Source organism: Lysinibacillus sp. 10T31, from assembly GCF_056394365.1.
Genome location: NZ_JBFTHS010000002.1, coordinates 130,798 through 151,121, shown reverse-complemented (window position 1 = coordinate 151,121; position 20,324 = coordinate 130,798). Strand labels below are relative to the sequence as shown.

The window sequence follows — 20,324 nt, the reverse complement described above, 5'->3', positions numbered from 1 at the left end:
AACAATGGCTGTATTTATTGATAAAGATACGAAGGTAATTGTACAAGGGATTACGGGCGAAACAGCGCTTTTCCATACGAAGCAAATGCTTGATTACGGTACTAAAATTGTAGCTGGTGTAACACCAGGTAAAGGTGGTCTTGAAATCGAAGGAGTGCCTGTATTTAACACTGTAGTGGAAGCTGTAGCTGCAACAGGCGCAACAACTTCAGTTATTTATGTACCTGCTCCATTCGCGGCAGATGCTATTTTAGAGGCAGTCGATGCTGAGTTAGAATTAACAATCTGTATTACTGAACATATTCCTGTCCTTGATATGGTTAAGGTTAAACGTTATATGGAAGGTAAAAAGACACGTCTAGTAGGTCCAAACTGTCCAGGTGTTATTACGGCAGATGAATGTAAGATTGGTATTATGCCAGGTTATATCCATACGAAAGGGCATGTAGGAGTTGTTTCACGCTCTGGTACGTTAACATACGAAGCCGTACACCAATTAACACAAGCTGGTATTGGTCAAACTACAGCTGTAGGTATCGGTGGAGACCCTGTCAATGGTACAAACTTTATCGATGTTTTGGAAGCGTTTAACGACGATCCAGAAACATATGCAGTTGTGATGATTGGGGAAATTGGGGGTACAGCTGAAGAAGAAGCTGCTGAATGGATTAAAGCAAATATGACAAAACCTGTCGTTGGCTTTATCGGTGGACAAACAGCGCCTCCGGGTAAACGTATGGGTCACGCAGGTGCTATTATTTCGGGTGGTAAAGGAACAGCAGCTGAGAAAATTAAGGCAATGAATGCTGCTGGTATTGAAGTAGCGGAAACGCCATCAGTCATTGGTGACACACTTATTAAAGTAATCAAAGAAAAAGGGCTATACGAAAAGTGTAAAACCCATTAAAATGGAAGATGTAGCACGTTGTGGCTACATCTTTTTCTTTATTTAGACATGGCTTTAATATCTTCTAATGGAATTGTGTTCAAGAGATGAAATAGCTAACTCCCTACTTACTGTTTAACTTCTTCCAGCAATTATTTCTATACCGAAAGCGTAGCGACAGGTACAGATGTCTCCCAGCTCTATAGATGGTGAGATGAATGCGAATTTAAGTTACTTTTCAGTGGATGTCCAAACACCTGCTGAAAGAAGTTAAAGCCTCCGGCCGATTCCAGACGCAATTATGCCGAGGCATAATTGATAAAGACCTTTTCTAAAAAAAGCTATGTCATTAAAGATGCGGTCATTTAATTTCTTCTATTAAAAGGAGGTTTTTAAATGATTTTTTCAGTCGATACACAGAGATTACTAGCTTTACATTATATATACCCTTTACCACTTCAAAAACTTCAGCAATTATTGTCCCCGGTGGATATACTAAGTTATTTTGAAGAAGCGCCCCCCAACGAGATTGCCAAAGCACTGCAAATATCATCCCAAAGAGCTTTGGAAATATCCCGGAGTTTTCGACAAATTATGACATTTTCGTTTAGGGAGGCTTATGAACGGGCTAATATTTCCCCTATCCCTTTTCATCATCCTTTTTACCCGGCGCAATTATTTGAAATATCCAGTCCACCTACTGTATTGTATGTGAAAGGTCGGTATTCTTTATTAACGAAAGAAAAACAAGTAGCTATTATAGGCTCTAGAAAGGCTACAGCTTATACAAAGACTGCGTTGGACCTAATCGTCCCGCCTCTTGTTGAACACGAATATACTGTCGTAAGCGGGCTTGCAAGAGGGGCGGATACGATCGCACATGAGACAACCATAAAAGTTGGGGGTTCCACAATTGCAGTGCTTGGACACGGGTTTGATTATATATACCCTAAAGAAAACCAGTCTCTCGCTGAGCATATGGCGGAGCATCAGTTACTTGTCACAGAGTATCCTCCATATATGAAGCCTGAAAAATGGCATTTTCCAATGCGTAACCGAATAATTAGTGGATTGTCCAAAGCTTTAGTTGTAACCGAAGCAGCATTAAGAAGTGGCACACTTATTACAACTGAATATGCTTTAGAGCAAGGAAAAGATGTATTTGTTGTACCGGGTCCAATTAATGCGGAGCAATCAAAAGGTACAAATAAACTACTATTAGAAGGAGCTATTCCGGTGTGCAATGGTCATGAAATCGTTGAAACACTTACTCTCTTTTCTAACAAAAATTGAAAAAAAGTTGCATTATCTTAAAATCTGTTATACATTTTGCAACAGGTAACTTAAAAAATTAGCAATAGACCTCTCTAAGGGGGAGACATAGATGGCGGATTATTTAGTGATTGTAGAATCACCAGCAAAAGCAAAAACAATAGAACGATATTTAGGGAAAAAATATAAAGTAAAGGCGTCTATCGGGCATGTTCGTGATTTACCACGTAGCCAAATGGGCGTTAGTTCTGAAAATAATTATGAACCTAAATATATTACGATTCGTGGTAAAGGGCCTGTTTTACAGGACTTAAAGTCTGCGGCTAAAAAAGTGAAGAAAGTCTTTCTAGCGGCCGATCCAGACCGCGAGGGAGAAGCGATTGCTTGGCACCTTGCGACTGCGTTAAATATTGATATTCATTCAGATTGTCGTGTCGTTTTTAATGAAATTACTAAGGATGCGATTGTAGAATCTTTTAAAAATCCACGTCCTATTAATATGGATTTAGTAGATGCACAGCAAACACGTCGTATATTGGATAGACTTGTTGGTTATAACATTAGTCCAATTCTTTGGAAAAAGGTTAAAAAGGGATTATCAGCAGGACGGGTTCAATCTGTAGCACTACGTATGATTATTGATCGTGAAAATGAAATTAAAAACTTCCAACCGGAAGAATATTGGACAATTGAAGGTTCTTTTGAAAAAGGTAAGAAAACGTTCGATGCGCTTTATTATGGTGATGGCAAAGAAAAAATAAAATTAACAAATGAAGAACAAGTAAAATCTATTTTAAAAAATGTTAAAGGTACAAGTTTTGAAGTTGTCAATGTATCTAAAAAAGAACGTAAACGAAATGCAGCACCTGCTTTTACAACATCTTCATTACAGCAAGAGGCCGCACGTAAGTTAAATTTCCGTGCTAAGAAAACCATGATGCTTGCGCAACAATTATATGAAGGTATTGATGTTGGTAAAAAAGAGGGGACAGTCGGTTTAATCACTTATATGCGTACCGATTCAACACGTATTTCCGATACAGCAAAAACAGAGGCAATTGCCTACATTGAATCCAAATACGGTAAAGAATTCATCTCCACAGAATCGAAGCAGGCTAAAAAAGCATCGAATGCACAAGATGCCCATGAGGCTATTCGTCCAACTAGCACGATGCGAACTCCAGATGAATTAAAAGCGGTGCTTAGTCGTGACCAATTGCGTTTATATCGTTTAATTTGGGAGCGCTTTATCGCGAGTCAGATGGCGCCAGCTGTACTTGATACAGTTGCTGTTGATCTTCAAAATGGGGATGTTTTATTCCGTGCAAATGGTTCCCAAGTTAAATTTGCCGGCTTTATGAAGTTATATATAGAGGGTACAGACGATCAAACTGAAGAAACAACAAAGCTTCTACCTGAAATGGAAGTTGGCGATCAAGTAAAATCTCTTGAAATTGAGCCAAAGCAACATTTTACACAGCCACCACCACGCTATTCAGAGGCGCGTCTTGTAAAGACAATGGAAGAGCTAGGTATAGGGCGCCCGTCCACATATGCACCGACCCTCGATACAATTCAGCGCCGTGGTTATGTCGTATTGGATGCGAAACGATTTATGCCGACAGAGCTAGGAGAAATCGTACACCAACTCGTACTAGAGTTTTTCCCTGATATCATAAATATCGAATTCACAGCACAAATGGAGCAAGATTTGGATCATATTGAAGAAGGCGATCGTCAGTGGAAAGAAGTTGTACATGAGTTTTATAAGGATTTTGAGGTCCATGTAAAACATGCAGATGAGGCTATGGAAAAGGTTGTAATAAAAGATGAACCTGCCGGCGAGGATTGTGAGCTTTGTGGATCTCCAATGGTCTTTAAGCTTGGACGATATGGGAAATTTATGGCTTGTTCAAACTTCCCAGATTGCCGCAATACAAAAGCTATTATGAAACCTATTGGTGTAAAATGTCCTTCCTGTGAAACAGGCGAAATTGTAGAACGAAAGAGTAAAACAAAGCGTTTATTCTATGGCTGCAATCAGTATCCTGAGTGTGAATTTGTTTCTTGGGACAAGCCAATTAATAGACCATGCCCAAAATGTAGTGCATTATTAGTAGAGAAAAAAATTAAAAAAGGTGTGCAAATTCAGTGTACGAAATGTGACTATGAAGAGACACCTACTCAATGATAGAAAGATGGTAAGAACATGACTGAACAAGTAGTAAATGTAATAGGCGCAGGTCTTGCGGGCAGTGAGGCCGCTTGGCAAATTGCTCAACGTGGTGTGAAAGTTAAACTTTATGAAATGCGTCCGGTAAAGCAAACACCAGCTCACCATACTGATAAATTTGCGGAGCTTGTTTGTTCGAACTCACTACGTGCAAATGGATTAACAAATGCCGTAGGTGTGATTAAAGAAGAAATGCGTATTTTAGATTCTGTTATTATGAAGGCAGCAGATGCATGTTCAGTACCAGCAGGCGGTGCCTTAGCAGTGGATCGTCATGAATTTGCGGGCTATGTGACAGAATCAGTGAAAAATCATCCTCTTGTGGAAGTAATTCATGAAGAAGTCACTGAAATTCCAGAAGGCATTACTGTGATTGCCACAGGGCCATTAACATCGAAAGATTTAGCTGAAAAAATTCAGGGCTTAACAGGTTTAGATTATCTATATTTCTATGATGCAGCAGCACCAATTATTGAAAAAGACAGCATCGATATGGAAAAAGTTTATTTAAAATCTCGTTACGATAAAGGGGAAGCAGCTTATTTAAACTGTCCTATGACAAAGGAAGAATTTGATCGTTTCCGTCAAGCGTTAATCGAAGCAGAGGTTGTGCCATTAAAAGAATTTGAAAAGGAAATTTACTTTGAAGGCTGTATGCCTATCGAAGTAATGGCTTCACGTGGGGAGAAAACAATGTTATTTGGACCGATGAAGCCAGTAGGTCTTGAAGATCCAAAAACAGGGAAACGACCTTATGCTGTTGTTCAATTACGTCAAGATGATGCAGCAGGAACTCTTTACAATATCGTTGGCTTCCAAACTCATTTAAAATGGGGACCACAGAAAGAAGTATTGCAATTAATTCCGGGATTAGAGAATGTTGAAATCGTTCGTTATGGAGTTATGCATAGAAATACGTTCATTAATTCACCAAAGGTTCTAGAGAAAACGTATCAGCTTCGCGAGCGAAAAAATATTTTCTTTGCTGGTCAAATGACAGGTGTCGAAGGATATGTTGAATCTGCAGGTAGTGGATTAATTGCTGGAATAAATGCAGCTCGATTAGCATTAGGACAAGAACAACTTATCTTCCCATTCGAAACGGCGTTAGGAAGTATGGCGCGTTATATAACAGAAGCACAATCGAAAAACTTCCAGCCAATGAACGTCAACTTCGGAATATTCCCTGAACTACCACCAGGACGTCGTTCAAAACCAGAGCGTGCAGAGATGCATGCAACACGCGCAATAAGCACAATTCGTAATTTTGTGAATTCACAAACAATTTGATTGCAAAAAGCCTCTAAAAGTTGATATACTCTTAGAGGCTTTTTCTTTTTTGTAGGTAAAATGCTAATTTACACGTATTTTATTATTTTGTATGGAGATTTTCTCAAAATATAAACATTTCCACTTGCTATATGATGAAGATAGGTATAGTGTCAATATGTATGTTTTCTACATTAACGATACCCAAAGTGACAAACTAAAGAGATAAACGAAATTGTACATTCTTTAATAGCAAGTTGTAAGTATTTGGGTTCATCACCGAACGTTAGGGATGGCATTGATACATTGCTATGTATATAAGTTGGTTTCCGTTCCGACTGGACGCCTCCGGGAAAGCGACCAGCCGGAACGGAAACCAACCCCACGTTATGGTAATGAGCTGTAATTTAAGAAGGTTTATAATAATTCGTTGGTGGTGAATCTTTTAATGTTAGTTTCGTCCCAAGATGCACTTGAGCAGTTTATGCTTTATATCCAAATTGAAAAAAACTTCTCTGTTCATACAGTGCGAGAGTATGAATCGGATCTACTAGATTTTTTAGCGTTTTTACAGGCGGAGGGCGTAAATGATTTAGCTAGTGTTGAGTATATACATGCACGTCTTTATGTGACGAAGTTGTACGATGAAAAGAGAGCAAGATCATCGGTATCAAGGAAAATCTCCTCAATACGCTCCTTCTATCGCTTTCTAAATAGACAGTACGGATTAGATGATGGGGCATTTCGATCACTTTATCATCCAAAAAAAGAATCACGCTTACCTAGTTTTTTCTACGAAGAAGAGTTGAAGCAGCTTTTTGATGCGAATGTTGGCGATGATTTGAAATCATTAAGAAATACAGCTATATTAGAGCTGTTATATGCGACAGGTATTCGTGTAAGTGAGCTAACCTCTATTCAGGTAAAAGATGTTGATTTCCATTATTCGATTATTAGGGTAATGGGAAAAGGGCGAAAAGAACGTATTATTCCATTCGGGCAATTTGCGAGTTTAGCTATGCAGGATTACATAGAACAAGCTCGTCCACGATTGATGAAAAACACAAATCATCAGCAATTGTTTGTCAACATGCGCGGTGGGGAACTTACTCCTCGAGGTGTACGTCATATTTTAACAGAAATGATTGACAAGGCCTCGCTCCATACGAAAATATATCCACATATGCTTCGCCATACTTTTGCCACACATTTATTGAATAATGGCGCAGATTTACGTACGGTGCAGGAGTTATTAGGCCACGCACATTTAACTTCTACACAAGTTTATACACATGTAACAAAAGAGCATCTTCGTCAAACCTATATGAATGCTCATCCAAGGGCATAATAAGCTAAGGAGGAAGGCAAATGGGACAATTACATGCGACAACGATATTTGCAGTTCATCATAATGGAGCTTGCGCTATGGCAGGTGATGGTCAAGTAACCCTAGGGAATGCGGTTGTGATGAAGGGAACGGCAAGGAAGGTCAGACGTCTGTTTAATGGGCAGGTACTTGCAGGATTTGCCGGATCGGTTGCCGATGCATTTACACTTTTTGAGATGTTTGAAGGAAAGTTAAATGAATACAATGGCAACTTACAACGTGCAGCGGTTGAAGTAGCTAAGCAATGGCGCGGTGATAAAATGCTACGTCAATTAGAGGCCATGCTACTTGTAATGGATAAAAGTACGCTCCTTCTTGTTTCGGGTACGGGAGAAGTAATTGAACCGGATGATGGAGTTTTGGCAATTGGTTCTGGGGGTAACTATGCATTATCAGCAGGTCGTGCTCTGAAAAAATATGCGGGTGATACAATGTCTGCTCGCGAAATTGCAGAAGCGGCATTAGAAACCGCTGCTGAAATCTGTGTGTTTACGAATCATAATATTATCGTGGAGGCGCTTAACTAATGACAAAAAATAATTTAACGCCAAGACAAATTACTGAACATTTGGATCGTTATATCGTTGGACAAAATGAAGCGAAGCGAGCGGTAGCTATTGCACTTCGTAATCGATATCGTCGCTCACTATTAAGTGATGAGATGAAGGCTGAGGTAATTCCAAAAAATATTTTGATGATTGGACCTACGGGTGTCGGAAAAACAGAAATTGCACGAAGAATTGCAAAGTTAACGAATGCACCATTTGTGAAGGTAGAAGCAACAAAGTTTACAGAAGTAGGGTATGTTGGGCGCGACGTCGAGTCAATGGTACGTGATGTAGTAGAAGCCTCTCATCGTCTTGTGAAAGAAGAAATGATGGAGTCCGTGAAGGACCAAGCAGAAGAATTAGCAAACGAAGCCATCGTTAAGTTATTGGTTCCTTCTTTACGAAAAAAACAGTCAATGCAAAATCCATTTGAAATGTTATTTGGTGGGAAAGAACAGCAGACCAATGATGATTCCTCTGAAGAAACTGAAGTACGCTCCAAACGTGCGCAAATCGCTATCGATTTACGTAATGGTAAATTAGAAAATGAATGGGTTACAGTTGAAGTAACTGAACAAAATCCTTCTATTTTTGATGCGTTACAAGGAACGGGTATGGATATGTCTTCAAACAGTGGCATGCAGGATATGTTATCTAGTTTGATGCCTAAAAAGCAGAAGAAACGCCGTGTACAAGTGAAAGATGCGCGCCGTATTTTAACAATCGAGGAAGCGAATAAGCTCATAGATGCAGATGAAGTTGCTCAAGAAGCTATTTCGAGAGCTGAACAGTCAGGTATTATTTTTATTGATGAAATTGATAAAATCGCTAGTAAGGATAGTAACTCCTCTGCGAATGTATCTCGTGAGGGTGTGCAACGTGATATTCTTCCAATCGTTGAAGGTTCTACTGTAACGACGAAGTACGGTTCTGTAAAAACAGACTTTATGTTGTTCGTTGCTGCCGGAGCATTTCATATGTCAAAGCCATCAGATCTAATTCCTGAATTGCAAGGTCGATTCCCGATTCGAGTAGAGCTTGAAAAACTAACGAAACAAGATTTTGTACGTATTTTGAAAGAACCAGACCAATCACTTGTTTTGCAATATAAGGCATTATTAGAAACAGAAGGCGTGGAAATAAACTTTACGGAAGACGCGATTGAACGAATTGCAGAAATTGCAACCGAGGTCAATCAAGAGACTGATAATATTGGAGCACGACGTTTACACACAATTTTAGAACGTTTATTGGAAGAATTATCGTTTGAAGCTGCAGAAATTGCGCCTGCCAATATTCCGATCAATGCTGCATATGTAGATCAAAAACTTGCGGGTATAGTAAAAAACAAAGATTTGTCACAGTTTATATTGTAAGATAAGGCTGAATAGTTTCATTCAGTTGTAAAAAACTTTAGAATATTAAGTAAATACTCTTCGGACTATTTATAGGAGGAACATATAATGAATTTATTAGAAAAAACACGTAAAATTAACTCGATGCTCCAAGCATCTGCTGGTAAGCCGGTAAACTTTAAAGAAATGGCAGATACATTAGGAGATATTATAGACAGTAATGTTTATATTGTAAGCCGTAAAGGGAAGCTTTTAGGCATTTCAATTCACCAACAAATTGAAAACGAACGTATGAAAAAAATGTTCGAAGAGCGTCAATTCCCAGAAGTATATACACATAGCTTGTTTACAATTTCTGAAACATCTTCAAACTTAGATATTCATGACGAACATACTGCTTTCCCAGTTGAAAACAAAGAGCTTTTCCAAAATGCTTTAACAACGATTGTTCCGATTGTTGGTGGTGGTGAGCGTCTAGGTACATTAATTCTTGCTCGTTTATCTTCACAATTCGAGGATGATGATTTAATTTTAGCTGAGTATGGTGCAACAGTAGTTGGTATGGAAATCTTACGTGAAAAATCTGAAGAAATTGAAGAGGAAGCTCGTAGCAAAGCTGTTGTACAAATGGCAATTAATTCCCTTTCATACAGTGAGTTAGAGGCTATTGAACATATCTTTGAAGAGCTTGACGGCCATGAAGGCTTACTTGTTGCTTCAAAAATTGCAGACCGAGTTGGCATTACACGTTCAGTAATCGTAAACGCATTACGTAAACTAGAATCTGCAGGTGTAATCGAATCTCGCTCTCTAGGTATGAAAGGTACTTACATTAAAGTACTAAACGATAAATTCTTAAATGCATTAGCTGAAATTAAAATGAAATAATAAAAAACCGTCCTTTGGGAACGGTGTAAGGCATCTGGAATAAATTTTTCCAGATGCCTTTTTACTTTTTTTAGCAAAGTGTTTTATATAGCGAAAGCAAAGCGACGGGTACAGGAGTCTCCCACCCCTATAGATGGTGAGATGAATGCGGTTTTAAGTCACTTTTCAGCGGCGTTCAAACTTTCCTATGGCGAGCGCCAAGCCCCTTCCTCCGCTGCTGCTGTCGCTTTGCATTCGCGCAGATAAAACACGCTGCTGCTGTTGTTTTGCATTCGCGCAGATAAAACACGCTGCTGCTGTCGCTTTGCATTCGCACAAAAAACATCTTGCTGCTGCCACTGAGTTAACACTACGGTCGCACAAAAAACAACTACTACTGCCGCTTCGCTTTCGCGCAAAAAACATTTGTTGGCCCAAAGCCTCCTTTCCGATCTGGATGCAATTATGTCGAGGCATAATTGATTATGACACCTAAATTTCATAGTTAACATGAAGGCATCTGGAATAATTGCGCTCCAGATGCATTTTTGAACTTTTTCGTAATTCGACAAGGATTCGACGAAATTTTCAGCTGTTTTATAATGCTCTAATTAAGTCGAACTATGCTATAGTACTAAATAGGGGGGAGGAATAATCTATGTTTTAATCCTTTTCCTCATCTCCTATAGGTAAGTTTTCGACCCTCGTAGACGCAATTATCATTGCTTTCTCCCTAAATTTGATTTTTTGAATTCGCACTACTTTTTGCATAAATGAAAAAAACAAATGCTCCAATGGTTACTTATAAGACAGTATGGAATCACTATTCTGAATTTTAAGCAATATTTCCAACTTGGACTTAAATAGTAAAAAGGAACTCTAATTTAGACATTGTGTCTACCGTTATTTTGTTAAAAAAAGGGAGTAAATCAATCATAAAACCGTAAACACTGTCTAAATAGTGTAAATTGACTATATGCGTGTCGTGTTCCGTGAGGCCAGTCGTAGCAAGGGGTGCGGAAGTATTGTCCTGGTTATTTGTGAATAAAAATAGGTCGTATTTACTATCAGAAAGTGACAAAAGACAATAGACACTACGTATCATCTTAATTACAATTGTGATATTGGATAAAAAATGAAATACATAAATGAGGTGAATGTTTTGGATTTGTTTGGAGGAACTATTAGTAGCCTGGAAAATGGACTTTCCTATGCAACTTTGAATCATAAAACAATCGCTAATAACATTGCGAATGTCGATACGCCGAACTATAAGGCGAAAAGTGTAAGTTTTAAAGATATGTTGGAGAAAGAACAACAAATATCAATTTCGGCATACCGTACTGATAATAGACATTATGATTTCGAGATTCGACAATCAACACCTGGTGTGAATAATGTTGATGGCTTACGTTATCGAAATAACGGTAATGGCGTAGATATGGATGCTGAACAGGCGAAACTAGCGGAAAATCAAATTTATTACAACGCATTAATTGAACGTATGAACGGTAAGTTAAATACTCTAAATACTGTAATAAAAGGAGGTAAGTAATAGATGTCTATTTTTCATGGAATGAATACCACTGCCTCAGCTTTAACAGCACAGCGTTTACGAATGGATGTCATTTCTTCAAATATGTCAAACATGGATTCAACGCGATCTAAACAAGTGAATGGGCAGTGGGAACCATATCGCCGGAAGTCTGTGACACTTACAGCGCAAGAGGGACAGTTTTCAAAGTTCTTTAATGTAGCACTTGGTAAAGACGCAAAAAGCGGCGTTGGAAACGGCGTAAAAGTTACACAAATAAAAGAGGATACAGAAACACCTTTCAAACTTGTGTATGATCCAACTCATCCCGATGCAAATGCAGATGGCTATGTAAATATGCCAAATGTAGATCCATTAAAAGAAATGGTAGATTTAATGTCAGCTACTCGTTCCTACGAGGCAAACGTAACTGTATTGAATGCAAATAAATCCATGCTGACAAAGGCTTTAGAGATTGGAAGATAAATAAGAAGAAAGGAAGATACATAATGACAATTTCGTCCGTTTCACAAATGACACCTACGCAGGTTGTAAATGAAACAAATAAACTTAAAACGACACCTTATGAAGCACAACAGAGCTTTGCGAACTCGTTAAAAGAAGCAATATCGAAAGTAAATGATCAACAAATTACTTCTGACAATCTTACTCAAAAGTTAATTAATGGAGGAGATGTAGAGTTGCACGAAGTGATGATTGCATCACAAAAAGCGAGCATTACATTAAATGCAACAATTGAAGTTCGCAATAAGGTGATTGAAGCTTACCAAGAAATAATGCGAATGAGTGTCTAACTTTATTTGAACAAGTGATTACATTCACTATTGAAGTAAAGAATATATCCCATAATTTATACTTTTTTAAATGAATGATTGATGTAGAGGATTGACGACTCCTTAAGGATTACGTTACAGATAATTTCTTGGAGACAGAAGTGGCGAAGGTTAAAAGCATCAAGTCTTGAGATAATGCCTTGACCAACATCCTGATTGCCACAAGTGGCTCATCGGACGCTCCTTGGAAAAAGACTAATCGAATCGGAAATCAACCCGTTATGGTGATGATATTGATTGAATATTATGGGATACCACTGTTTTCGCGAATTATTAGATGGATAGGTTATTCACTATAACCGGAGGATCATAATGAATGAACGATTGACGAAAATAAAAAACGACACCAGCCAATTTTGGACAAGTCGTAGTAAAAAACAAAAATTTGTAATGCTAGGTTCAGTAGTAGGGGTTATAGTACTTGCTACCGTTATTACACTTTTTGCAACAAAAACTACATATGTACCACTTTATAAAGATTTATCGACAAGAGAAATCGGTCAAGTGAAGGAAGCGTTAGACACTCAAGGTGTAAAATATGAAATTGCACCAGGAGGGACATCGATTTTAGTACCTGAAGATCAAGTAGATTCATTGCTAGTGCAATTGGCATCGGAAGGATATCCACAAACAGGATCGATTGATTACTCATTTGCCAATAGTTCTGGGTTTGGTATGACAGATAATGAGTTTAATCTATTAAAAAAAGCAGCAACTGAAACAGAAGTTGCAAAGCTCATTAAAAATCTAGACGGTGTAAAAGATGCAAAGGTAATGATCAACGTTCCAGAAGAGGGCGTTTTCTTAAAGGACGTTAAAGATGAAGCGACAGCATCTATTGTTTTGAATACTGATCCTGGCTATAAATTTACAGAGCAACAAATTGCCACTATGTACAATTTGGTAGCAAAAAGTGTTCCAAATTTAAAGACAGATAATATTGTTATTTCTAACCAATTTTCTGATTACTTTGATCTGCATGCTGCGACTACTGATGGAACTTCAACAACGACAGCAGAAGGTCAGTTACAAGCGAAGAAATTGATTGAGCGTGACCTACAACGACAAGTTCAAAGTATGCTAGGTACACTTATGGGACAAGACAAAGTAGTAGTTTCTGTGACAACAGACATCGATTTCAAAAAAGAAAATCGTGAAGAAAAACTAGTTACGCCGGTTGACGTAGAGAATATGGCTGGAATAGCTATAAGTGCTCAACGTATTTCAGAGCAATATTCTGGTACAGGAGCTGCAGCTACTGGTACACCTGAAGCTGAAACGACGACAGATAACTTTACAACGTATAACGAAGGTGTAAATGGTAATGGGGATTACGAAAAAACTGAAGAGACAATTAATAATGAAGTAAACCGTATAAACAAAGAAATTCAAGAGGCACCATATAAAATTCAAGATATGGGTATCCAAGTAATTGTTGAACCACCGACAGCCACTGACGCGGGAACGTTACCAAATGGGGTTCAAGAGGATATCCAGAAAATTTTAAGTACTATTGTTCGTACGACGATTTCTAAAGATGTAGCAGCTGAACTCACTCAACAGCAAATCGATGAAAAAGTAGCTGTATCAGTGCATCCTTTAAATGGTAAAGCGACAGAGACAGCTAACGAAAAATCTGTTATTCCATGGTGGGTTTGGGTAATCGGCGGCATATTACTAGCTGTAATATTATTGCTTGCATTCTTCATTATCCGTTCACGTAAACGTGCGCAGGAAGAAGAAGAACTTAGTATCCTAGATGAACAAGAAGAATTAATGATTGAAGATATTAATGAAGAAATTGAAACGGAAGCTACAATGCGTCGTAAGCAGCTTGAAAAAATGGCAAAAGATAAGCCAGACGATTTTGCGAAGTTACTGCGTAGTTGGATTGCGGAAGACTAACTAGGAGGTTCGACTGTGTCCAAGAAAGATAAAGAATTAACCGGAAAACAAAAGGCTGCTCTCTTGTTAATTTCATTAGGGCCTGAGGTTTCAGCTTCTGTCTATAAACATTTAACAGAAGAGGAAATTGAACGTTTAACATTAGAGATTTCAAGCGTTAAAAAAGTTGAAGCAAATGTTAAAGAGGAAATTATTGAAGAATTCCACAATATTGCACTTGCGCAAGATTATATTACACAAGGTGGCATTGGGTACGCGAAGACAGTATTGGAGAAAGCGCTTGGTGTAGAACAGGCACAAACAATTATTAATCGTCTAACATCTTCTTTACAAGTGCGTCCCTTTGACTTTGCACGTAGAGCTGATCCATCACAAATTTTTAACTTTATTCAAAATGAACATCCACAAACAATTGCCCTTATTCTCTCTTATTTAGAGGCAGGGCAAGCGGGTGTTATTTTATCTTCATTACCTCAGGAAGTACAAGCTGATATTGCTAAACGTATAGCCGTAATGGAATCGACATCACCAGAAGTTATTAGTGAAATTGAATCTGTTTTAGAGCGTAAATTATCATCAACTGTTACACAGGATTACACGGAAACGGGTGGCGTTGATGCAGTTGTTGAAGTGTTAAATGGTGTAGACCGACAAACGGAAAAAACGATTCTCGATGCACTCGAAATTCAAGATCCAGAGCTTGCAGAAGAAATCAAAAAACGTATGTTTGTATTCGAGGATATTGTTACGCTTGACAATCGCTCGATTCAACGTGTTATTCGTGATTGTGAAAATGAAGACTTACTGCTTTCAATGAAAGTTTCAAGTGAAGAAGTAAAAGATATTATTTTCCGTAATATGTCACAACGTATGGCTGAAACATTTAAGGAAGAAATGGAAATTATGGGACCTGTACGTTTACGTGATGTAGAGGAAGCGCAATCTCGAATTGTTGCGGTTATTCGTCGCTTAGAGGATGCTGGTGAGATTATTATTGCACGTGGTGGAGGAGATGACGTCATTGTCTAGAATCATCCGTTCTGTATACACACAGTCCAATGACGATCATGTCAAAGAGATTCAAATTCGTGACATGTTTGAGTTACATGAGGTAGAAAATGGAGAAATCCCACCTCAAAAACAAATTTCTATGGAAGAAGTGCTAGAAGAGCGCGATCGTTTACTTGCAGAGGCTAGAGCAACTCTACAGGCTGAACGTGAGGCTTTTGAACAAGAGAAGCAAATGTTCTTTCAGGAAATTGATCATTTAAAGCAAGGTTGGGAAGAAGAACGACCTAATCGTGTGCAAGAAGCTTATGATGAAGGATTTGGTCAAGGCTATGAGGATGGAATAAACAAAGCTAATGAAGCGATGGCACAATCTCTCCAAACGGCCAATGAAATAATCATTCATGCGAGGGAAAATGCTCGAAAATATATTGAAGATCAAGAATCGGTTATTTTAGAGCTAGGCTTAACTGCAGCAGAGCGAATTATTAATGCATCTTTAGAGCGAGACAACGAATTATTTGTTTCAATCGTTCATAGAGGACTTAAAGAAGCGAGAGAAATGAAAGAAATAAAAATTTACGTTTCTCCTACCTACTATGCATTAATTACTGCTAATCGGGATGAACTAGCTGAAATGTTCCCGACTGACGTACCATTTATGATTTTTGTAAATGAGGAGTTAGATAATGAAACAGATTGTTATATTGAAACAAATCATGGCCGTATTGTTGTAAGTATTGACGAGCAATTGAACGAACTAAGATTGAAGCTACATGAAATATTAGAAAGTAAGGAATGATCTAGATGAAAACGGCTCAATTAATCGAACAAATTCCTCAAATACCAACCTTTAAAAAATTTGGTAGAGTAACTAGAGTAGTCGGCTTGATGATTGAGTCACAAGGTCCAGATAGTTCCATTGGTGATGTCTGTAAAATTCATGTGGAAACTTCTAAAAACGGCCATCAAATCATCTTAGCAGAGGTTGTAGGCTTCAAAGATGAAATTGTCGTCTTAATGCCGTTTACTTCTCTTCGTGAAATATCAATTGGCTGCCTAGTCGAAGGTACAGGGGCACCACTTGAGGTAAAAGTGGGCCCTGAGCTAATCGGTAAGGTACTTGATTCTATGGGGAATCCAATAGATGGAACTGGATTACCGAAAGGACTAATGACAGTTCCAACAGAGCAGGACCCACCCAATCCGCTAACGCGCCCACCTATTAATGAAAGACTTGAAGTAGGTGTAAAAGCAATTGATGGCATGCTAACAGTGGGTAATGGACAACGTGTTGGTATTTTCGCTGGTTCTGGGGTCGGGAAAAGTACATTGCTCGGTATGATTGCGCGAAATACCCAAGCGGATTTAAACGTAATTGCACTAATTGGAGAACGTGGTCGTGAGGTTCGTGAGTTTATAGAGCGCGATTTAGGACCAGAAGGTTTAAGTCGATCAATAGTAGTAGCTGCTACTTCTGATCAGCCTGCACTAATGCGAATTAAAGGTGCCTTTACCGCAACTGCAATTGCCGAATATTTTAGAAATCGCGGTTTAAATGTCATGTTGATGATGGACTCTGTGACCCGTGTTGCTATGGCGCAACGTGAAATCGGTCTTGCGACAGGTGAACCACCAGCTCAAAAAGGGTATACACCCTCTGTATTTGCAATTTTGCCTAAACTATTAGAACGCACAGGTACTAATGAGAAAGGCTCTATTACTGCCTTTTATACAGTGTTAGTAGATGGTGATGATATGAATGAGCCAATAGCAGATACGGTGCGAGGGATTTTAGATGGACATATAGTCCTTGATCGAAACCTTGCCAATAAAGGTCAATATCCAGCTATTAATGTATTAAAAAGTGTCAGCCGTTTGATGAATCATGTGGCAGAGCCAGAGCACAAAAAGGCTGCAGAACGATTAAGGGAGCTCTATTATACATATGACAAGTCAGAGGATTTAATTAATATCGGTGCCTATAAGACAGGAACATCAAAGGAAATAGATGAAGCCATTTACTATGAACCTCTCATTACCGCTTATTTAAAGCAGGGCTATTTAGATAAAGTGACCCTTGAGGAAAGTAAGAATGAGTTAATTTCATTATCGAACGGTGGTGGAAAATAGGATGGTAAGCTATATATATCGTTTTGAAAAAGTGTTAACCATTCGAGAGCAGGAAAAAAATGAAACAGAAATTGCCTATAAAGAATCTGTACGTTCTTTTGAAGAAATTGCAACTAAGCTATATGAGTTGTTAAAAAAGAAAGAAGATTTAATAGAGTTTCAGCAGGAGCGTTTAGCTGTAGGTTCATCAATAGAGGAAGTTCATCACTATGCACGGTTTATTGATAGCCTCGAAAAAACAATTGCTGATGTACAGCAGAAAGTTGTTCAAGCTCGTGCAAAAATGAATTGGCACGAAGAAAAATTATTAGAAAAAAACTTGGAAGTACGTAAATTTGAAAAAATGCGAGAAAAAGATTTTAAAGTATTTCAGCAGGAACAGGATCGTATCGAAGGCATTTTTTTAGATGAGATTTCATCACTTACGTATAACAAGAGAGAAATCAGGTGATTTCATGGCAAAAACAGACAATCGACTTAAAGCAGATTTAGTAGAACAACCGCCTAAACGTAAATCAGGAGGCTTTCGTAAGTTTTTTACGTGGTTTTTAATACCTATCATGTTTGTAGCAGCAGTTCTACTTGTTGTTGCAACCCTAATGAATACGAATGTCTTTGATTTAGGGAAGAAAGCAGTTCAAAGCTTACCATTCGTTCCTTCAGAAGAACAACAAGCAAAAGATGCTGTAGTAAATAATGATTCAAAGGTTGTAAATTTACAGGCCACAATACAAGAAAAAGAAGCGGAAATCGTACAGCTTCAAAAAAAGATGGATACGGCAACAACTGAAAAAGAAAAATTAACGACAGAAAATGAACAGTTAAAATTTGAAATTGAAAAATTAAATAGGGAGCAAAGTGACGTAAAGCGTGACTTTACTGATATTTTAAAAACATTTGATAAAATGTCCCCTAAAGCAGCAGCGCCAGTTCTTATTAAAATGAGCGATACTGAAGCTCTTCGCATTTTAACAAACTTAAAACCAGATAAATTAGCTGCGATTTTAGAGAAAATGAATCCACAAGATGCGGCAAAATATACAGAAATGATGGCTAAACAATAAGGAAATCTGAGAGGAGGTGAAAAAAATGGATGTGGCAATGATGCAAATGATGTCTAAGACTACACCAGCTAAAACAGCGGCTACAAAAGCTTCAACATCGGGCGATTCAAATGTTAAAGCAGATGGAACGTCGAACAAAGCAAATTCGGCTACGTTTGGGTCTGTTTTTGGAAAAGTTATTTCTTCTTCAAATCAAACACAACAGTCTACACGGTCAACAGATACAAAAGATAGCTCTGATTTAGAAGCAGTTTTAAATGCTGATTCTATAGAAGACGTACTAGATGTACTAGGTATTCCACACGACGATGGCTTGTTAATGCTTCAAATTGGTGAAGAAGGCAAAGCAGTCGCTATAGATGAAATGCTAAATCTTGATAATTTAATGGATGCATTGGAGATTGATACCGAGCAGCTTCAGGAATTAATACAACAGTTGCTAGGGGAGGATAAAGAAGCAAAAGATGTATGGGAGCTTTTAGCATTAGTAGATGCTCAGGCACCAATGCTTCAAACACAAATCGTAGCAGCTTTTCAAGGTGAAGGACAAGTGACTCCAAAGGAAGTAGCACCATTGCTTCAAGTGTTAAAGTTAGCACAATTAATTGGGCAAAAAACGGACTTAACAGCATCACAAGAAAACTTGCTAACTGACATAAAAAGTCTTTTGACAACGATACAAACACAAGTAGTGACGACTCAATCTGAACAGCAAGTAACAACTAAAACAACCTTAACGCTTCCGTTGCAAGGCTTCCAGAAAGTAGTTCAACAAGTTCAGGTTACAAAGCAGACAGACACAAGTCCTAATGAAATGGTTACTTCTAATACAGTCCAAACAAAAGCAGACACATTCCAAATGACGCTGCCAGCCGCAAAGCCAGCACAGTCTGAGGCATTTTTGAAAGAGATGCAAGCAATCATCAATAAAGCCCAAATCTCGAATGCACAAGGTATTACACGCTTAACTTTGAAATTGTATCCTGAAAATCTAGGAACAATACGTATCGAGCTTGTGCAAAATGACGGTGTCCTGACAGCACGACTACTGGCTTCTACGGCTCAAGGACGTGAATTACTTGATAGCCAGGCACATCAATTAAAGCAAGCCTTTGTTCAGCAAAATATTCAAGTTGATCGTCTCGATATTGCTCAATCATTGCAAGACGCAGATCGCCAACAACGCGACCAAAGCTTCTTCAATAATTTCTTTAAGCAGCAACAGCAAGATGAGCAGGAGCAAAAAAGCGAAGATGACGATGAAGGTAAATCATTTAGTGACTATTTAATAAGTGAGGAGGTGTAAATATGGCTGATACAACGACTAATGCAACAAATACATCAATAACGGATGATTTTTATTACTCAAATTATCAGAAACCAACAAAGCAAACAGGAAATAGCGAGCTTGGCAAGGATGCCTTTCTTCAATTACTAATTACTCAATTACAACACCAAGATCCGACAAATCCAATGGATGACCGAGAGTTTATTTCTCAAATGGCTCAGTTCTCTTCGCTTGAGCAAATGCAAAATATGACAAAGACAATGGAATCATTACTGCTTTCTCAGCAACAAACACAGATGATGAGCTATTCAAGCTTTATTGGTAAGGAAGTAAAGTGGCATGAGGTAACAGATGAGAAGGATGAAAAAGGTAATTATGTAATCAATGAAGGATCAGGTATTATTGAATCATTAAAATTTGTTGATGGTAGTGTAGAGTTCTTATTAGCTGATGGTAAGAAAATAACACCTGGCAACATCTCAGGAATTTTAGGTGGATCAGAAACGACTTCAAATGGCAATACCGTCTCAGAATCGCCACTTGTACAGGCTAGCAAGTTAATTGGTAAAAATGTTACGTATAAGGACGATGAACAAGAACTAAAAGGCCGTATTGTTTCTGTAACAAGTAAAGATGGCGTTATTTACTATGTATTAGACAATGATAAAAAATTAACAGATAAAGATTTTACCGTAATAAGCGAATAAAGGTGGAGAAGAAT

At 38.2% G+C, this 20,324-nt stretch carries 20 protein-coding genes; 19 read left to right on the top strand and 1 reads right to left on the bottom strand.

Annotation, left to right across the window (positions count from 1 at the left end; translation table 11 throughout):
• Positions 1-4 precede the first annotated feature (4 nt).
• From sucD to codY, 8 genes are all read left to right on the top strand, one after another.
• On the top strand, positions 5-907 hold the full coding sequence (sucD, locus tag AC1DCY_RS01995; protein WP_477346984.1) for a succinate--CoA ligase subunit alpha: 903 nt from the start codon (positions 5-7) through the stop codon (positions 905-907).
• A gap of 375 nt (positions 908-1,282) precedes the next feature.
• Positions 1,283-2,179 (top strand): DNA-processing protein DprA, encoded by an 897-nt coding sequence (dprA, locus tag AC1DCY_RS01990; RefSeq protein WP_477346982.1) that lies wholly within the window; start codon positions 1,283-1,285, stop codon positions 2,177-2,179.
• 91 nt (positions 2,180-2,270) lie between these two features.
• Positions 2,271-4,349: a type I DNA topoisomerase gene (gene topA / locus AC1DCY_RS01985; RefSeq protein WP_477346981.1), complete on the top strand. Its 2,079-nt coding sequence runs from the start codon at positions 2,271-2,273 to the stop codon at positions 4,347-4,349.
• 18 nt (positions 4,350-4,367) lie between these two features.
• Complete coding sequence (gene trmFO / locus AC1DCY_RS01980) at positions 4,368-5,681, top strand: FADH(2)-oxidizing methylenetetrahydrofolate--tRNA-(uracil(54)-C(5))-methyltransferase TrmFO (RefSeq protein WP_477346979.1); 1,314 nt, start codon at positions 4,368-4,370, stop codon at positions 5,679-5,681.
• Between the two features lie 427 nt (positions 5,682-6,108).
• A complete protein-coding gene (gene xerC, locus AC1DCY_RS01975) occupies positions 6,109-7,008 on the top strand; it encodes a tyrosine recombinase XerC (RefSeq protein WP_477346977.1) in 900 nt (299 codons plus the stop codon).
• A 20-nt stretch (positions 7,009-7,028) separates the two neighbouring features.
• Positions 7,029-7,574, top strand: coding sequence for an ATP-dependent protease subunit HslV (gene hslV, locus AC1DCY_RS01970; RefSeq protein WP_249073140.1), 546 nt, complete (start codon positions 7,029-7,031; stop codon positions 7,572-7,574).
• Positions 7,574-8,971, top strand: a complete 1,398-nt coding sequence (hslU, locus tag AC1DCY_RS01965; RefSeq protein ID WP_477346974.1) for an ATP-dependent protease ATPase subunit HslU — start codon at positions 7,574-7,576, stop codon at positions 8,969-8,971. Before hslV ends, hslU begins: the two co-directional genes overlap by 1 nt.
• Before the next feature lie 87 nt (positions 8,972-9,058).
• On the top strand, positions 9,059-9,838 hold the full coding sequence (gene codY, locus AC1DCY_RS01960; protein WP_477346973.1) for a GTP-sensing pleiotropic transcriptional regulator CodY: 780 nt from the start codon (positions 9,059-9,061) through the stop codon (positions 9,836-9,838).
• A 165-nt stretch (positions 9,839-10,003) separates the two neighbouring features.
• Here the strand turns inward: codY and AC1DCY_RS01955 are convergent, their stop codons facing one another.
• Complete coding sequence (locus AC1DCY_RS01955) at positions 10,004-10,243, bottom strand: hypothetical protein (protein ID WP_477346972.1); 240 nt, start codon at positions 10,241-10,243, stop codon at positions 10,004-10,006.
• Positions 10,244-10,979: 736 nt separating this feature from the next.
• Between AC1DCY_RS01955 and flgB the strand changes: the two genes are divergently transcribed.
• The 11 genes from flgB (at position 10,980) to flgD (ending at position 20,310) form a co-directional block, all read left to right on the top strand.
• Positions 10,980-11,372, top strand: a complete 393-nt coding sequence (gene flgB / locus AC1DCY_RS01950) for a flagellar basal body rod protein FlgB (RefSeq protein WP_477346971.1) — start codon at positions 10,980-10,982, stop codon at positions 11,370-11,372.
• Positions 11,373-11,375: 3 nt separating this feature from the next.
• Positions 11,376-11,837: a flagellar basal body rod protein FlgC gene (flgC, locus tag AC1DCY_RS01945; RefSeq protein WP_477346970.1), complete on the top strand. Its 462-nt coding sequence runs from the start codon at positions 11,376-11,378 to the stop codon at positions 11,835-11,837.
• A gap of 23 nt (positions 11,838-11,860) precedes the next feature.
• Positions 11,861-12,166, top strand: coding sequence for a flagellar hook-basal body complex protein FliE (fliE, locus tag AC1DCY_RS01940; protein WP_132357443.1), 306 nt, complete (start codon positions 11,861-11,863; stop codon positions 12,164-12,166).
• Positions 12,167-12,517: 351 nt separating this feature from the next.
• On the top strand, positions 12,518-14,110 hold the full coding sequence (gene fliF, locus AC1DCY_RS01935; protein ID WP_477346968.1) for a flagellar basal-body MS-ring/collar protein FliF: 1,593 nt from the start codon (positions 12,518-12,520) through the stop codon (positions 14,108-14,110).
• Positions 14,111-14,125: 15 nt separating this feature from the next.
• On the top strand, positions 14,126-15,139 hold the full coding sequence (fliG, locus tag AC1DCY_RS01930; RefSeq protein ID WP_477346966.1) for a flagellar motor switch protein FliG: 1,014 nt from the start codon (positions 14,126-14,128) through the stop codon (positions 15,137-15,139).
• Entirely contained in the window at positions 15,132-15,920 is a 789-nt protein-coding gene (gene fliH / locus AC1DCY_RS01925; RefSeq protein WP_477346965.1) for a flagellar assembly protein FliH, read from the top strand. The genes fliG and fliH overlap by 8 nt, the downstream gene beginning before the upstream one ends.
• Before the next feature lie 5 nt (positions 15,921-15,925).
• Positions 15,926-17,251, top strand: a complete 1,326-nt coding sequence (fliI, locus tag AC1DCY_RS01920) for a flagellar protein export ATPase FliI (RefSeq protein ID WP_477346963.1) — start codon at positions 15,926-15,928, stop codon at positions 17,249-17,251.
• Position 17,252: 1 nt separating this feature from the next.
• Positions 17,253-17,702 (top strand): flagellar export protein FliJ, encoded by a 450-nt coding sequence (gene fliJ / locus AC1DCY_RS01915; protein WP_477346961.1) that lies wholly within the window; start codon positions 17,253-17,255, stop codon positions 17,700-17,702.
• Positions 17,703-17,706: 4 nt separating this feature from the next.
• On the top strand, positions 17,707-18,315 hold the full coding sequence (locus AC1DCY_RS01910) for a MotE family protein (protein WP_477346959.1): 609 nt from the start codon (positions 17,707-17,709) through the stop codon (positions 18,313-18,315).
• Positions 18,316-18,340: 25 nt separating this feature from the next.
• Positions 18,341-19,621: a flagellar hook-length control protein FliK gene (locus AC1DCY_RS01905; protein ID WP_477346957.1), complete on the top strand. Its 1,281-nt coding sequence runs from the start codon at positions 18,341-18,343 to the stop codon at positions 19,619-19,621.
• A gap of 2 nt (positions 19,622-19,623) precedes the next feature.
• Positions 19,624-20,310 (top strand): flagellar hook assembly protein FlgD, encoded by a 687-nt coding sequence (gene flgD, locus AC1DCY_RS01900; protein ID WP_477346955.1) that lies wholly within the window; start codon positions 19,624-19,626, stop codon positions 20,308-20,310.
• The last annotated feature ends 14 nt before the right edge of the window (positions 20,311-20,324 follow it).

What these genes read in the sequence shown, in the direction of transcription:
- dprA (WP_477346982.1), top strand. Translation starts at nt 1,283, where the DNA reads ATGATTTTTTCAGTCGATACACAGAGATTACTAGCTTTACATTATATA.
- hslU (WP_477346974.1), top strand. Translation starts at nt 7,574, where the DNA reads ATGACAAAAAATAATTTAACGCCAAGACAAATTACTGAACATTTGGAT.
- fliE (WP_132357443.1), top strand. Translation starts at nt 11,861, where the DNA reads ATGACAATTTCGTCCGTTTCACAAATGACACCTACGCAGGTTGTAAAT.
- AC1DCY_RS01905 (WP_477346957.1), top strand. Translation starts at nt 18,341, where the DNA reads ATGGATGTGGCAATGATGCAAATGATGTCTAAGACTACACCAGCTAAA.
- trmFO (WP_477346979.1), top strand. Translation starts at nt 4,368, where the DNA reads ATGACTGAACAAGTAGTAAATGTAATAGGCGCAGGTCTTGCGGGCAGT.
- codY (WP_477346973.1), top strand. Translation starts at nt 9,059, where the DNA reads ATGAATTTATTAGAAAAAACACGTAAAATTAACTCGATGCTCCAAGCA.
- fliF (WP_477346968.1), top strand. Translation starts at nt 12,518, where the DNA reads ATGAATGAACGATTGACGAAAATAAAAAACGACACCAGCCAATTTTGG.
- hslV (WP_249073140.1), top strand. Translation starts at nt 7,029, where the DNA reads ATGGGACAATTACATGCGACAACGATATTTGCAGTTCATCATAATGGA.
- AC1DCY_RS01955 (WP_477346972.1), bottom strand. Translation starts at nt 10,243, where the DNA reads ATGTTTTTTGCGCGAAAGCGAAGCGGCAGTAGTAGTTGTTTTTTGTGC.
- fliJ (WP_477346961.1), top strand. Translation starts at nt 17,253, where the DNA reads ATGGTAAGCTATATATATCGTTTTGAAAAAGTGTTAACCATTCGAGAG.
- AC1DCY_RS01910 (WP_477346959.1), top strand. Translation starts at nt 17,707, where the DNA reads ATGGCAAAAACAGACAATCGACTTAAAGCAGATTTAGTAGAACAACCG.
- topA (WP_477346981.1), top strand. Translation starts at nt 2,271, where the DNA reads ATGGCGGATTATTTAGTGATTGTAGAATCACCAGCAAAAGCAAAAACA.
- flgC (WP_477346970.1), top strand. Translation starts at nt 11,376, where the DNA reads ATGTCTATTTTTCATGGAATGAATACCACTGCCTCAGCTTTAACAGCA.
- flgD (WP_477346955.1), top strand. Translation starts at nt 19,624, where the DNA reads ATGGCTGATACAACGACTAATGCAACAAATACATCAATAACGGATGAT.
- sucD (WP_477346984.1), top strand. Translation starts at nt 5, where the DNA reads ATGGCTGTATTTATTGATAAAGATACGAAGGTAATTGTACAAGGGATT.
- fliI (WP_477346963.1), top strand. Translation starts at nt 15,926, where the DNA reads ATGAAAACGGCTCAATTAATCGAACAAATTCCTCAAATACCAACCTTT.
- xerC (WP_477346977.1), top strand. Translation starts at nt 6,109, where the DNA reads ATGTTAGTTTCGTCCCAAGATGCACTTGAGCAGTTTATGCTTTATATC.